Origin of the sequence: uncultured Amnibacterium sp., from assembly GCF_964245895.1 — a bacterium.
In the GTDB taxonomy this organism is placed as follows: Bacteria; Actinomycetota; Actinomycetes; order Actinomycetales; family Microbacteriaceae; genus Amnibacterium.
Window position 1 is genome coordinate 1 of the sequence record NZ_CAXTOQ010000086.1, and the last position, 14,018, is coordinate 14,018.

9 protein-coding genes are annotated in these 14,018 nt (G+C 74.4%); 2 read left to right on the forward strand and 7 right to left on the reverse strand.

The genetic code is table 11. The features are described from left to right. Window positions 1–3,009: TM0106 family RecB-like putative nuclease (locus ACFE60_RS12085; RefSeq protein ID WP_375389108.1), on the reverse strand; the 3,009-nt coding region annotated here is incomplete at its 3' end. Between the two features lie 103 nt (window positions 3,010–3,112). Here ACFE60_RS12085 and ACFE60_RS12090 point away from each other — a divergent pair. Together ACFE60_RS12090 and ACFE60_RS12095 are read left to right on the forward strand one after the other, a co-directional pair. Then, the gene (locus tag ACFE60_RS12090; protein ID WP_375389109.1) at window positions 3,113–4,099 is read left to right on the forward strand and encodes an ATP-binding cassette domain-containing protein; all 987 of its coding nucleotides are present in this window, start codon (window positions 3,113–3,115) and stop codon (window positions 4,097–4,099) included. Further along, on the forward strand, window positions 4,096–4,917 hold the full coding sequence (locus ACFE60_RS12095; RefSeq protein ID WP_375389110.1) for an ABC transporter permease: 822 nt from the start codon (window positions 4,096–4,098) through the stop codon (window positions 4,915–4,917). The genes ACFE60_RS12090 and ACFE60_RS12095 overlap by 4 nt, the downstream gene beginning before the upstream one ends. A gap of 9 nt (window positions 4,918–4,926) precedes the next feature. Here ACFE60_RS12095 and ACFE60_RS12100 read toward each other — a convergent pair whose 3' ends face one another. From ACFE60_RS12100 to ACFE60_RS12125, 6 genes are all read right to left on the reverse strand, one after another. Further along, window positions 4,927–7,998 carry a BTAD domain-containing putative transcriptional regulator gene (locus ACFE60_RS12100; RefSeq protein WP_375389111.1) on the reverse strand — a complete coding sequence of 1,024 codons (3,072 nt, stop codon included), beginning with the start codon at window positions 7,996–7,998 and terminating at the stop codon, window positions 4,927–4,929. A gap of 13 nt (window positions 7,999–8,011) precedes the next feature. Beyond that, window positions 8,012–9,982, reverse strand: a complete 1,971-nt coding sequence (locus tag ACFE60_RS12105) for an ABC transporter ATP-binding protein (RefSeq protein WP_375389112.1) — start codon at window positions 9,980–9,982, stop codon at window positions 8,012–8,014. Continuing rightward, window positions 9,979–11,712 carry an ABC transporter ATP-binding protein gene (locus tag ACFE60_RS12110; RefSeq protein WP_375389113.1) on the reverse strand — a complete coding sequence of 578 codons (1,734 nt, stop codon included), beginning with the start codon at window positions 11,710–11,712 and terminating at the stop codon, window positions 9,979–9,981. The genes ACFE60_RS12105 and ACFE60_RS12110 overlap by 4 nt, the downstream gene beginning before the upstream one ends. Beyond that, window positions 11,712–12,326: a TetR/AcrR family transcriptional regulator gene (locus ACFE60_RS12115; RefSeq protein ID WP_375389114.1), complete on the reverse strand. Its 615-nt coding sequence runs from the start codon at window positions 12,324–12,326 to the stop codon at window positions 11,712–11,714. The genes ACFE60_RS12110 and ACFE60_RS12115 overlap by 1 nt, the downstream gene beginning before the upstream one ends. A 54-nt stretch (window positions 12,327–12,380) precedes the next feature. Further along, entirely contained in the window at window positions 12,381–12,818 is a 438-nt protein-coding gene (locus ACFE60_RS12120; RefSeq protein ID WP_375389115.1) for a hypothetical protein, read from the reverse strand. A 66-nt stretch (window positions 12,819–12,884) separates the two neighbouring features. Then, window positions 12,885–13,790 (reverse strand): NADP-dependent oxidoreductase, encoded by a 906-nt coding sequence (locus tag ACFE60_RS12125; RefSeq protein WP_375389116.1) that lies wholly within the window; start codon window positions 13,788–13,790, stop codon window positions 12,885–12,887. Window positions 13,791–14,018: the final 228 nt, after the last annotated feature.

The following is a 14,018-nucleotide window of genomic DNA, read 5'->3' on the forward strand; positions in this document are numbered from 1 at the left end:
GTGCAGGGCGGGTGCCACCCCCTCGAGCGACCGGTCCGTCGGCTCCGGCAGGCGGGAGGTGGGCCGGCCCTCGTAGGACAGCTGCGAGACGGCCGACGTCAGGGCCGGATGCATGCGCCAGGTCTCCGGCAGGAACACCCCGAGCTCCGTCGGCAGCACGTCGTGCCCCGCGGACAGCCAGCCGAGGGCGGAGGTGTCCACGGGCTCGGGGTGGAGGCCCTGGCTCACCTGCGGCAGCTGCTGGGGGTCGCCGAGCAGCAGCAGGTTCCTGGCGGCCACGCCCGCCGCGACCGTGTCCGCGATCGAGAACTGCCCCGCCTCGTCGACGACGAGCAGGTCGAGCTGCTTCTGCGCGATCTGATTGGCATCGGTGAACGTCCAGGACGTGCCGCCGACGACGTACCCGGACGACTGCCGGGCCCCGGTCCACAGCGCCACGCCGACGGGGCGGTTCGGCTCGATCGCGGTCCACGCGCCGACGGTGCCGGCCGACGAGACCCGCTTCCCGACCAGGTCCGCGTCGAGCCCCGCCTCGACGACCCGGTCGAGCAGGTTCTCGACGACGGCGTGCGACTGCGCGACGACGCCGACGTGCCAGCCGTGGTCGCGCACGAGCGCCGAGACCACCTGTGCGCCGACGTGGGTCTTGCCGGACCCGGGCGGCCCCTGCACCGCGAGCGCGGACCGGGACAGGCGCAGGACGTCCCGCACGATCGCGTCGGCGCTCGGGTCGGCCGCGGATGCGCGGACGCCGTCGCTGAGCCGCGGCGGCGTCCGCTCGAGCAGGTCCAGGACCGCGTCGCCCGCCGGGAAGCCCTGCACCAGCCGGGAGCCCCACTCGAGGATCGCCGCGCGCTGTCCCGCGGTCCGCAGCGGCGCCCGCGGGGTGAGCGCGAAGGGCAGCTCGAGCCACGGGTCGGTCGGCTCGCCGTCGCGACGGCCGGCCTGCTCCTCCAGCACCACGGCCGTGCGCCCGTCGCGCAGCAGCCGCACGTCGAGCACGCGCCCCCGGTCGTGCTCGCCGCGCTGCCCGACCGGCACGTCCGCGCATCCGGCGGGGACGGGCTCGGCGTACATCACGAAGACGTCCTCGTCGCCCGCCTTGAGCCCGCTGCCCGCGGGGAGGCGGCCGGTCAGCTCGAGGACGCGGGAGTCCGACCTCGCTCGGCCCTCCCGGTGCCAGTCCGTCAGGACCTCGGCCTCCTCGACGACGAGCACGTCCTTCTGCTCGGCCCAGTCGTCGACCGGGGCGATCTGCCGGTCGTAGTGCGCCCACCAGAACGACTTGTCCTCGCGCCGGTGGTACTCGATCGCGGCGGCGGCGAGGGCGATCGCCGTCTGCGCGGGGGTGCGGTCGGCCCTCGGGACGTCGGCGATCCTGGCGAGCAGCGCGTCGCGGACCTCGTCCTCCCGCCTGGCGATCGCGGCGTCGGTCTCCGGGTCCTCGGGCGGCGCCGGGCGGCGGGCGACGCCGCGCTCGTCGGCGAGCCGCAGCAGCCAGTCGCGGAGGCCGAGTGTGGAGGCGCAGTCGTACCGGTTGTAGTCGGCGATCTCGCGCAGCTGCGCGTCGGCCGCGGCCGCCTGCCGGTCCTCGACGAGGCGGCACCAGGTGACGTAGGCCTCCACCGAGGCGGCCCCGTCGGTCACGTCGCTCTCGCGCAGCCGGTCGCCCATGTAGAGCGGCTCCAGCTTCTTCAGCGAGTAGGAGCGCTCCGAGATGCGGATGGAGCGGAGCACGATCGGGTACAGGTCGACCAGCACGTGCTCGCGCAGCAGCTCGTCGAGCATCGCCTCGCCGACGCCGTGCCGCGCGCAGAGCTGCTGCAGGTGGCTGCGCTCGTAGTCGGCGTAGTGGTAGATGTGCATCCCCGGCCTGGCGCGGCGCCGCGCGGTCGCGTACTCGAGGAAGTCGAGGAGCGCCTGCTTCTCCTGCTCGCGGTCGTGCGCCCAGAACGGCCGGAAGCGTTCGCTCCCGCCGCCCGGCTCGATCACGCCGAAGAGGTACTCGAGCCCCCAGGTGCGGCCGTCGTCCGACCAGAGCGGGTCGCCCTCGAAGTCGAAGAACAGGTCCCCGTCGTCCGGGGCGGGCAGCGCGGCGAGCCCCTCCCGGTCGATCACCTGCGCGGTGATGCCGTCGCCCGCCTCGGCGGCCAGCTGCAGCTGCGCCTGCAGCCGCAGCCGGGTCAGGGGGGCGGCGCCCACCCCCTCCACCGGACCGCTGCTCGCGGCCAGGTCGTCGATGGTGACGATGCCGGCGGCCCGGAACCGGTCGCGCTGGCGCACGGACACGCGCCCCACGAGCAGCACGTCGCGGGTCGCCTCGACCTGCGCCGCGCACTCCACGCAGCGGCCGCACGCGGCGACGCCTGGCGCGCCCCAGGCGATCGCCTCCGCGGCCGCGATGCGCTCGTCGACGAGGGACCGCAGGCGGCCCATCCGCTGCGAGAAGACGGGCTGCACGTCGGCGAGCCGGTGCGTGGAGGTGCTGCCGTCGCCGAGCAGCAGGTGCACCCGGTCGCCGACCGGCACCCCGAGCGCCGTCAGCTGCTCCGCGTACGCGGCCAGCTGCATGAGGGCGGTGACCTTGGCGCGGCGGGCCAGCTTGGTGTCGTAGACCTCCCAGACGTCCCCGGCGCGCACGAGGAAGTCGGCGAACCCGAGGAACGCGCCGTCGAACAGCGTCGCCTGGAAGACGACCTGCGCGTCGCCGCGGAGCGCCTCCAGGGTGCGCTGCTGCGCCGCGGCGAGCGCGACGGGGTCGTGGCTGTCGACGGGCCGCTCGATCTCGACGACCGCGGCGCCCAGGGTGCGGCGGTACTCCCGCAGCTGCCGGGCCTCGTGCTCGTCGCCGAGCGCCGCGGCCCGCGCCAGCATCGCGTCGGCGGGGTCCGGCACCTCGGTCACCCGGCCGAGCCGGGCGTCGAGGCGGCGCAGCACCGACCACTCGCACGCGGTCGCCTTCGTGAGGTCGGTCGCCGACAGCACGGCGGCACCGTCGAGGAGGAGCATCCGCGCAGGCTAGGCGCCGCCTCGGACATCCCCGCGCCCGTCGACACGGCGCATGTGAGCGGGGCGTGAGCGCCATGTGAGCGACAGTCGGCATGCTGGCCCCATGCCAACCACCGCACCCGCCATCGAGGCCGAGGGCCTCGTCAAGGTCTTCGGCGACAACCGCGCCGTCGACGGGGTCGACCTCGTCGTGCAGCCCGGCACCGTCTACGGCGTGCTCGGCCCGAACGGCGCCGGCAAGACCACCACCATCTCCATGCTCGCCACGCTGCTGAAGCCGGACGGCGGCTCCGCCCGCGTGCTCGGCCACGACGTCGTCAAGGAGGCGGCGACCGTGCGCGGCCTGATCGGCGTGACCGGGCAGTACGCCTCCGTCGACGAGACGCTGTCCGCGACCGAGAACCTCGTCGTCTTCGGCCTGCTGCTCGGCCTCTCCAGGAGGCAGGCCAAGGTGAAGGCGACCGAGCTGCTCGAGCAGTTCTCGCTGACGGAGGCGGCCAAGCGGCCGCTGAAGAAGTTCTCCGGCGGCATGCGCCGCCGCCTCGACCTCGCCGCCAGCCTGATCGCGCAGCCGCCGCTGATCTTCCTCGACGAGCCGACCACGGGCCTCGACCCGCGCACCCGCGCGCAGATGTGGGACACCATCCGCGAGCTGGTCGCCACCGGCTCGACGGTGCTGCTCACCACCCAGTACCTCGACGAGGCCGACCAGCTCGCGGACCGCATCGCGGTCATCGACCGCGGTCGCGTCGTCGCGGAGGGCACCGCCGACGACCTGAAGGCCTCCGTCGGGACCGCGACGCTGCAGCTGCGGCTCGTGGACACCGCCGATCTCGCGGTCGCCGAGGCGCGGATCCGGAACGCCATCGGCGTGCAGCCGGTGTCCTCCGCCGAGCGCGGCTGGCTCACCGTGCCGCTGCAGGACCCGGAGCGGGTCACCGACCTGCTCGTGGACCTGCGCGACGCCGGCATCCGCCTCGCCGAGTTCGGCGTGCAGAAGCCCACCCTCGACGAGGTCTTCCTCGCCATCACCGGCCATGGCGCCGAGGACACGACGGCCCAGGCCGAGAAGGACGAGGTGCTCGCATGACCGCGGTCGCATCCACAGGACCTGCCACGTCGGCAGTCGCGCAGCCGCGGAACGGCATCACCCGAACGGTCAGCCAGTCGCTGACCATGGCGTACCGGGGCCTGCTCAAGGTCCGCCGCACGCCCGAGCAGCTGTTCGACGTGACCCTGCAGCCGATCATCTTCACGGTGATGTTCGCCTACATCTTCGGCGGCGCCATCGCCGGCGACGTCACGAAGTACCTGCCGACCCTGATCCCGGGCATCCTCGTCCAGACCGTCATCACCGGCTCGGTCGTCACGGGCGTCCAGCTGCGCGAGGACATGGACAAGGGCGTCTTCGACCGCTTCCGGTCCCTGCCGATCGCCCGTATCGCACCGCTCGCCGGCGCGCTGCTCGCCGACACCGTGCGGTACGCGATCGCGACGACGATCACGTTCGTGGTCGGCGCGATCATGGGCTACCACCAGATCGTCGACCACATCGGCTGGACGGTCCTGGCCGGCCTGCTCGTGATCGTGGTCGCCTGGTCGATCAGCTGGATCTTCGCGCTGTTCGGCATGCTCGCCAGGACGGCGGGCTCCGTGCAGGGGATCTCGTTCCTCGTGCTCTTCCCCCTGACGTTCCTCTCGAACGCCTTCGTGCAGACGACGACGCTGCCCGAGCCCCTGAAGACCTTCGCGGAGATCAATCCGGTCTCGCACCTCATCACCGCGGTCCGGACCATGGTCAACGACCAGCAGGTGACGGGCGACGTGTGGCTGACCCTGCTCGGTGCCGCCGTGGTCGTGGCGGTCTTCGCCCCGCTCACCGTGCGCGCCTACATGCGGAAGGCCTGAGCCGCAGGGCTACCCGACGACCGGTCCGGGCCGCCGCACGGCGGGTGATCGCAGCATCGCGACCACCCGCCGTGCGGCCTCCTCGTGGCCGAAGGGCGCGGGGACGACGCCCCGGGCCGCGGCGTCGATGGAGGCGAGGTCGCGCCGCGCGCCGAGCGCGAGCCCCAGCGCGGCGAGGTCGTCCGCCGCGGCGGCGTCGGTGCGGCGCAGCACCGCGGAGAGGCCGACCATGCCGGCGCCGACGACCGGGGCGTCGAACCGGCCGCCCTGCAGCCGCTGGATCGCGATCAGCAGCGTGCGCACCCGCCGGTAGGGCCGCTCGAGCTCGGCGGACGGCACCCCGAGCGCCGCCCGCCCGGCCAGCGCCGCCGCATCGATGACCACCCGCCACGGGGAGGACGCGCGGCCGACGACCGCGACGGCCTCGTCCCACCGCGCGAGCGCCTCCGCCCACTCGCCCCGCGCGGCCGCGACCTCGGCGAGGCCCGCGAGCGCGAGCGCCCGGTCGTCCGCCTCGTCGGCGGGGCCGCCCCGGCCGCGGCTCGCGGCGAGCCGCCCGAAGATCCGCTCGCCCTCCGCGAGATCGCCGGTGATGATCGCGTTCGCGCCGATCAGCCAGTCCAGCTGCCGCAGGTCGGTGTCGACGTCCAGCTCGACGATCTCCTGCCTGGCGCGGCGCGCGACCGCGAGCGCCTCCGCGTGCTCGCCGCGCTGGCCGAGCAGGGACACGAGGTTCGTCCGCGCGAGGAAGCGGAACCAGGTGTAGCCCTGCCGCGCCGCGATCGCCTCCGCGGCCCCGAGGTCGCCGATCGCGGCCGCGACGGCGCCCTCGTTCTCGTGCAGCTGCGCGCGCATCAGGTGCGCGAAGGAGGACACGAGCGGATCCGGATCCCCGGTCAGCCGGTCGAGCGCCGCGACGCCGGTGTCGAGGTCGCGGCTGAGCACCAGCTCGGCCGCGAGCACCCGCCAGAAGCCGCGGCGATCGCCCGTGCCGAGGGCCCGCCGCAGCAGCGCGAGCGACCGCGGCACCTCCGGCCGGACGGAGAGCATCGCGATCGAGGCCGCGAGCGCGAGCCCGCGGACCGACTCCTCCTGCTCGGCCTCCGACCGCGGCCGGTGGCGGCCGGCCTCGATCAGCGCGGGCAGCACGCCGACGATCGACGCGAACTCGCCGCGGTACACCCACAGCTCGGCGAGCAGCGCGCCGACCGCCATCGCGACCGCGGGCCGGTCCGCGGCGCCGCGCAGCACGACGAGCAGGGTCTCCTCCTCGACGGCGACGACGCGCGACACCGCCGGCCGGACGCCCGCGGTCAGTCCGGGGGCCGTGCGGCGCGCGAACCGCAGCGCCCAGTCGTCGAGCGCGCGGGCGGCGACCGCCGTCCGCCCGCGTTCGGCGAGGTCGCGCAGCCCGTACTCCCGCACGGTCTCGAGCATCCGGTACCGGCCCGCGCCGCCCGGCGCCTCGACGAAGGCGAGCAGGGACTGGTCCACCAGCTCGGTGAGCACCTCTGCGGCGTCCGCGCCGAGCAGATCGCTCGCGGAGTCGCCGGTGAAGCCGTCGGGGAACACCGCCAGCGTCGCGAGCGCGTCGGCGGCTGCGGGGGAGAGGAGGCGCCGGCTCCACTCGATGAGGGCGAGGAGGGTGCGGTGGCGGTCGGGAGCGCTGCGGTCGCCGCCGACCAGCACCGCGAACCGGTCCGCGAGCCGGGTGTCCAGCTCCGGCAGCGTCATCGACCGGAGGCGGGCGGCGGCGAGCTCGATGGCGAGCGGCAGCCCGTCCAGCCGGGCGCAGACGCGCTCGACGAGCGCCGCGTCGAGCGCGGCGCCCGGCCGGGCCGCCGTCGCGCGGTCGACGAACAGCGCCGAGGCGGCGGTCGCCGGCGGCAGCGGCTGCGGGGCGACGACGGCCTCGCCCGGCAGCAGCAGCGGCACGCGGCTCGTCGTCAGCACGGTGAGCCCGGGGATGGTCGCGAGCAGGTCGTCGGCGAGCGCCGCGGCGGCGTCGACGACGTGCTCGCAGTTGTCGAGCACGAGCAGCGTGCGCCGGTCCGCCAGGATCTCCCGGGTCCGGGTCGGCAGGTCAGCGGGCATCGGCTCGGTCAGGCGCCTGGCCCGCTGCAGCGACCTGGCGCCGACCGCCGCGCCGAGCACGAGCTCGACGTCCTCCGCCGCCCGGGCCCCGACCAGCTCGGTGAACACGATCCGCTCGAACCGGTCCGCCAGGCGCAGCGCGGTCTCGTGGGCGAGCCGCGTCTTGCCGAGGCCGCCGGTGCCGACGATGGAGGTGAGCCGGTGCGCGGGGACCGCGCTCAGCAGCCGGGCGAGGTCGTCCTCCCGGCCGAGCAGGGCCGTCGTCGAGGTGCGCACGCCGACGAGCTCCGCCGTCGCGGGGGCTGCCGCGCCGCGCAGCAGCTCGGTGTTCAGCCGCACGAGCGCGGGCTCCGGATCGGCGCCGAGCGCGTCGGCGAGGCGCTCGCGGTGCGCGGCGAACGCGGCGATCGCGGCGTCGGTCCGCCCCTCCCCGGCGAGCGCGCGCATCAGCCGGCCGACCGGCTCGCCGTCGAGCGGCGAGGCGGCGACCAGGCGCTCGAGCACGGGGATCGCCTCGGCGCCGCGGTCGCCGTCGAGCAGCGTCGCCGCGTGCAGGGCCAGCAGGCGGATGCGGGCCCGGCCCGCGCGCTGCCGCAGCTCCTCCGCCGTCCCGTCGTCGAGGTCGGCGCCCGGCTCGCCGGTCCACAGCGCGAGCGCGGCCGCGGCGCCCGCCGCGTCGGCCCGCTCGGCCGTCAGCAGGTCGGAGGCGTCCACGCGGTAGCCGGTCGCGGTGGACTCGAGCAGCCCGTCGGCGGCGGCGGACCGGACGCGGGAGACGAGCATCTGCAGGGCGCCGCGCGGGTTGCGGGGCGGCTCGTCGCTCCACAGGTCGTCGGTCAGGCCCGCGACGCTGCGCCCCTCCTGCCCGGCCAGCGCGAGCGAGGCCAGCAGGCGGCGCGGCAGGGCGCCGGACGGCGCGACGTCGTCCCCCGAGCGCGAGGTGAACCGGACGGGACCCAGCACGCGCACCAGCGGCTGATCCCTCACCCGGCGAGGCTACTCAGCCCTCGACCGCCCCCGCGAACTGCGCCTCGTAGAGCCGCGCGTACGCGCCGCCCGCCGCGAGCAGCTCGTCGTGGGTGCCCTGCTCGACGATGTCGCCGTGTTCCATCACGAGGATGAGGTCCGCGTCGCGGATCGTGGAGAGCCGGTGGGCGATCACGAAGCTCGTGCGGTCCGCTCGCAGCGCGGCCATCGCCTGCTGCACCAGCAGCTCGGTGCGGGTGTCGACCGAGCTGGTCGCCTCGTCGAGGATCAGCACGCTCGGCCGGGCGAGGAACGCCCTGGCGATGGTGATCAGCTGCTTCTCGCCGGCGGAGACGTTCCCGCCCTCGTCGTCGAGCACCGTGTCGTAGCCGTCCGGCAGCGCGTGCACGAACCGGTCGACGTACGCGGCCCTGGCCGCGGCGAGGATCTCCTCCTCGGTCGAGCCCGGCCGGCCGTACGCGATGTTGTCCCGGATCGTGCCGCCGAACAGCCAGGTGTCCTGCAGCACCATGCCCATCCGCGACCGGAGGGAGGCGCGCGCCATCCGCGCGATGTCGACGCCGTCGAGCGTGATGCGGCCGCCGTCCAGCTCGTAGAACCGCTCCATCAGGTTCACGAGCGTCGTCTTGCCCGCGCCCGTCGGTCCGACGATCGCGATGGTGTGGCCGGGCTCGGCGACGAGCGACAGGTCGCGGATCAGGGGGTTCTCCTGGTCGTAGGAGAACGCGACGTGCTCGAACGCGAGCCGGCCCGAGCGGTCCTGCGGGACCGCCTCCTCCACCGGGTCGCTCGACTGCTCCTCGGCGTCGAGCAGGTCGAAGACGCGCTCGGCGGAGGCGACGCCGGACTGCAGCAGGTTCGCCATCGAGCCCAGCTGGCTGAGCGGCTGGGTGAACTGCCGCGAGTACTGGATGAACGCCTGCACGCCGCCGAGCGACAGCGACCCGCCCGCGACGAGCACGCCGCCGGCGACCGCGACGACCACGTAGACCAGGTTCCCGATGAACATCGTCGCGGGCATGATGATGCCGCTGATGAACTGGGCGCCGAACGAGGCCCCGAACAGCTGCTCGTTCTTCGCCTGGAAGCGGGTCGCGACCTCCTCGTGCCGGCCGAACACCTTGACCAGCGCGTGGCCGCTGTACGCCTCCTCGATCTGCGCGTTCAGCGCCCCGGTGTGCGTCCACTGCTGCACGAACAGGGGCTGGGACCGCTTCGCGATCTGCGTCGTCACGAACAGCGTCAACGGCACCGTCACGAGCGCGACGAGCGCCAGCAGGGGCGAGATGACGAACATCATCACGATCACGCCGACGACGGTCAGGATCGAGTTGACCGCCTGGCTCAGCGTCTGCTGCAGCGACTGCTGGATGTTGTCGATGTCGTTCGTCACCCGGCTCAGCAGCTCGCCCCGGGGCACCCGGTCGAAGTAGGCGAGCGGCAGGCGGTGGATCTTCGCCTCCGCGTCGGCGCGCAGCCGGTAGACCGTCCGCTGGGTGATCGCGTTCAGCACGAAGCCCTGCAGGAACGAGAACAGGGACGCGACGACGTAGAGGCCGAGCACGACCATCAGCAGCGTGCCGAGCGCGGTGAGGTCGATGCCCTGGCCGGGCACGATCGGCAGGGTGCGGAGGAGGTCCGCGCGGGACCCCTCGCCCTGCTGCTCGAGCGAGGCGATGACCTGCGCCTTCGTGAGGCCGGCGGGCAGGTCCTTGCCGAGCGCGCCGGCGAACACGAGGTTCGTCGCGTCGCCGAGCAGGCGCGGGCCGAGCACCGTGAGCACGACGCTGATCACGCCGAGCACCAGCACGACCGCGACGCCGACCCGCTCGGGGGCGAGGCGGCCGAGCAGGCGCTTCGCGGACGGCCCGAACCGCATGGCCTTCTCCGCCGGCATGCCCATGCCCATGCCGCCGGGTCCGCCGCGGCGGGCTCCGGCGGGCGCGGGTCCGCGGGCGGCGACGCCCGGGTTCGGCGCGCTCATGCCGCCTCCTCCACCGCGAGCTGGCTCGCGACGATCTCGCCGTACTCGGGGGAGGAGGCGAGCAGCTCGTCGTGCGAGCCGCTCGCGACGACCCGGCCGGCCTCGAGGACCACGATCCGGTCGGCCCCGACGATCGTCGAGACCCGCTGCGCGACGACGATCCGCGTGGTGTCGCCGTGGTCGCGGTCGAGCGCCGCCCGCAGGCGGGCGTCTGTGCCGGTGTCGAGCGCGGAGAACGCGTCGTCGAAGACCAGGATCGGCGGCCGCTTCACCAGCGCCCGCGCGATGGCGAGGCGCTGGCGCTGACCGCCGGAGACGTTGGTGCCGCCCTGCGCGACCGGCGCGTCGAGCCCCTCCGGCATCGCCCGGACGAAGTCGGCGGCCTGCGCGGTCTCGAGGGCCGCCCACAGCTCGGCGTCGGTCGCCTCCGGCCCGCCGTAGCGGAGGTTGGAGGCGATCGTGCCGCTGAACAGGAAGGCCCGCTGCGGCACCAGCCCGATCCGCTGCCACAGGTCGTCGGGGTCGAGCCGCCGCACGTCGACCCCGTCCACGAGCACGGCGCCGCCGGTCACGTCGAAGAGCCGGGGGAGGAGGTTCACCAGCGTCGTCTTGCCCGACCCGGTGCTGCCGATGATCGCGACGGTCTCCCCGTGCCGGGCGGCGAGGCTCACCTCGTGCAGCACCGGGTGCTCCGCGCCCGGGTAGGCGAAGGTCGCCTCCCGCAGCTCGAGCGACCCGGTCGCCGGGGGAGCCGGCTCGGGGTCGGCGGGCGGCAGGACGCTCGAGTCCGTCTCCAGCACCTCCTGGATGCGGCCGCCGGAGACGGTCGCGCGGGGCAGGATCACCGCGAGGAACGTGGCGAGCATGACGGCCATCAGGATCTGCACCAGGTAGCTGAGGAACGCGGTCAGCTGGCCCACCTGCAGCGTGCCGTCGTCGATGCGGAACGAGCCGAACCAGATCACGGCGACGCTCGAGACGTTCAGCACGAGCATCACGAACGGGAACATCAGGGCGAACCAGCGGCCGGCGCGCACGGCGGTGTCGGTCACGGCGTCGTTCGCCTCGGCGAAGCGCGCGGTCTCGACCGGCTCCCGCACGAAGGCGCGGATGACGCGGATGCCGGTCAGCTGCTCGCGCAGCACCCGGTTCACCGCGTCGATGCGCACCTGCATCCGCTGGAACTGCGGGGTCATCCGCGAGATCACGAGGCCGACGCCGAGCAGCAGCACCGGCACGGCGACCACCACGATCCAGGACAGCCCGACGTCCTCGCGGATCGCGAAGATCACGCCGCCGATCGCGAGGATCGGCGTCGAGATCAGCATCGTGCAGGTCATCAGCACGAGCATCTGCACCTGCTGCACGTCGTTCGTCGTGCGGGTGATCAGCGACGCGGCGCCGAACCGGGACACCTCCCGCTCGGAGAACGCGCCGACGCGGTCGAACACGGCCAGCCGCACGTCGCGCCCGAACGCCATCGCGGTGCGCGCCCCGAACCACACCGCGACGATCGAGCAGGCGATCTGCACCAGCGTGATCGCGAGCATGACCACCCCGATGCGCAGGATCGTGCCGGTGTCGCCCTTCGCGACGCCCTGGTCGATGATGTCGGCGTTCAGGCTGGGCAGCGCGAGGGAGGCGATCGACTGCCCCGCCTGGAACACGATCACGCCGAGCAGCAGCATCCGGTACGGCCGGAGGTACGCGAGCAGCAGCCTCGCCAGCATCAGTCCTCCTCCGTGTCGGGCAGCAGCACGCCGTGCTGGATCAGGTGCACGATCTCGTCGGGCTCGAGGCCGCGGTCGCCGTGCAGGTGGGGGATCGCGCTCGACAGGGCGAGCAGGCGCAGGTACCGCGCGATGGTCCGCGGCGGCACCGCGAGCGCGGCCCGGTCGGGCTCGAGCAGCGCCTCCAGCACGGCCATCCAGCCGGAGTCCGCGCGCCGGATGGACGGGGGCGGGCCGCCCTGCATCCGCAGCGCCGACATGAAGCCCATCACCCCGGTGAACCGCTCGCGCAGCAGGATGAAGACCTGCCGGATCTTCTCCTCAGGCGGCAGCGCGTGGTCGACGGCGGCGAGCGCCGCCCGGAACGGCTCCGGGTCGAAGTACGCCTCCACGGCCGCGGCGATCAGGGACTCCTTGTCGCCGAACGCGCGGAAGACGGTGCCCTCGGCCACGCCGCACGCCTCCGCGATCTGCCGCGTCGACACGTCCCGCCCGTGCTCGGCGAGCAGGGGGATCACGCACTGGACCAGCGCTCGGCGGCGCTCCTCCGGGGCCATCGGGCGCGCCCGCTCGCGGACCGGCAGCTCGGTCTCGGCCTCCGTGGTCGGCGTCATGCCGCCACGCTAGGAGTGAGTACTCACTCAGTCAAGTGCGCGCTCCGCGAGGACTCAGCGCAGGAGGTCCTTCGCCGTGAGCAGGAGGCGCACCGCCTCCTCGTCCTTCCAGCCGGACCCGATCAGCCACGGCCAGTCCGCCCACATGGCCGCGTCGAACAGCCGGATCAGGTGGACGGGCCAGCGCGGGTCCGGCGCGTTGTCCGGGTGCGAGGGGTGCTCGACCGCGGGGACGGCGTCCAGCGCGCGGTGGAGGCGGTCGTAGCGCTGCGGCGTGAAGCCGGCCAGCTCCGCCTGCCGTGCCCGCTCGACCCAGTCCGGGAGCCCCGCGGGCTTCCCCTCCTGCAGGCCGGTGCTGAGCAGCCACATCGCGGTCGCGCCAGGCCAGCTGGGCCAGTGCATCCGCAGCACGCGCGTCCAGTCGAGAGCCTGGTCGGGGCTGAAGCCCCGCCACAGCTCCGCGCTGCTGCGGTGGTACCGGATCTCGCTCATCGCGTCGCAGCGTCCCATGCGTCGCCGGACGTCAGCCGACAGCGCGCCGGGAGCGCGCCGACAGGATCATCGATGCAGCACGACCGCCGATCGGCCGCGGCCGTGACCCGCCTTGCTGAGCCGCTGCGCCTCCGGCGTCTGCTCGAGCGTGAACGTGCGCTCGACGATCATCCGCAGCTCCTCGGCCTCGAACAGGCGGGCCGCCTCCGCGAGCGCCGCGCGCTTGTCCCCGCCGCCGGCGGTGACCTTGGCGCCGAGCTGCGGGGCCGAGAAGTCGGCGATCGACACCACCCGGGACGGGTCGCCCGTGAGCTCGATCAGCTGAGGCAGCACGCCGGCGCCCGCCAGGTCGAACCCGGCGTCCACCTCCGCCACCGCGAGCGAGCGCACCCGGTCGACCCAGCCGTCGTCGTAGGTGGTGTGCAGCGCCCCGAGGGCCTCGACGTACTCCTGGTTGGCGGCGCTCGCGGTGCCGATCACGATCAGCCCGCGTGCCTTCGCGATCTGGATCAGGGCGGTCCCGACCCCGCCGGCCGCGCCGGACAGCACGATCGTGTCGCCCTCGGTCGCGGCGACCGCCTCGAGCATCCGCACGGCGGTGTCGACGGGGACCGGAGCGGCCGCGCCCTCCTCGAACGGGATGTGATGCGGCAGCCGCGCCCATGCGGTGAGGACGGCGAGGTCGGCGAAGGTGCCGCTGCCCGAGCCGAAGACCCGGTCCCCGACGCGCACGTCCGTCACGCCCTCGCCCAGCTCGTCGACGACGCCGGCGGCGTCCAGCCCGACCCGCCCCGGCCGCGCGAGCGGCTTCCCTCCGGCCATCAGGCCCTCGCGGATCTTCCAGTCGGCGGCGTTCACGCCGGCCGCGTGCACCCGGATCCGGATCCGCCCCGGACCGGGATGCGGCTCGTCGACCTCCGCGATCTCGAGGACCTCGGGCCCGCCGTACTGCTCGAACTGCACCGCACGCATGCGGACATCCTCCCGCGCGCCGGCCCTGGTCACGAGCCGTCTGCTGCTCATCCGTGCATCTGCTGCTCGTCCGCGCATCTGCGGCCCGGGCCCGAGCCGCAGATGCGCGTCTCGGCCGCACACGAAGCGAAGGGGCCGGGGATGCGCGGGCGAGGGTGCGGGATCCGCTCCTCCCCAGGCCGATCCGGCCCGTGCGGCAGCGCGCTGCGGCATCCTTCCCGGCCATGT

Bases quoted from the DNA above. Each gene is read 5' to 3' on its own strand.
- ACFE60_RS12090 (WP_375389109.1), top strand. From the start codon at position 3,113: ATGCCAACCACCGCACCCGCCATCGAGGCCGAGGGCCTCGTCAAGGTC.
- ACFE60_RS12095 (WP_375389110.1), top strand. From the start codon at position 4,096: ATGACCGCGGTCGCATCCACAGGACCTGCCACGTCGGCAGTCGCGCAG.
- ACFE60_RS12105 (WP_375389112.1), bottom strand. From the start codon at position 9,982: ATGAGCGCGCCGAACCCGGGCGTCGCCGCCCGCGGACCCGCGCCCGCC.
- ACFE60_RS12110 (WP_375389113.1), bottom strand. From the start codon at position 11,712: ATGCTGGCGAGGCTGCTGCTCGCGTACCTCCGGCCGTACCGGATGCTG.
- ACFE60_RS12115 (WP_375389114.1), bottom strand. From the start codon at position 12,326: ATGACGCCGACCACGGAGGCCGAGACCGAGCTGCCGGTCCGCGAGCGG.
- ACFE60_RS12120 (WP_375389115.1), bottom strand. From the start codon at position 12,818: ATGAGCGAGATCCGGTACCACCGCAGCAGCGCGGAGCTGTGGCGGGGC.
- ACFE60_RS12125 (WP_375389116.1), bottom strand. From the start codon at position 13,790: ATGCGTGCGGTGCAGTTCGAGCAGTACGGCGGGCCCGAGGTCCTCGAG.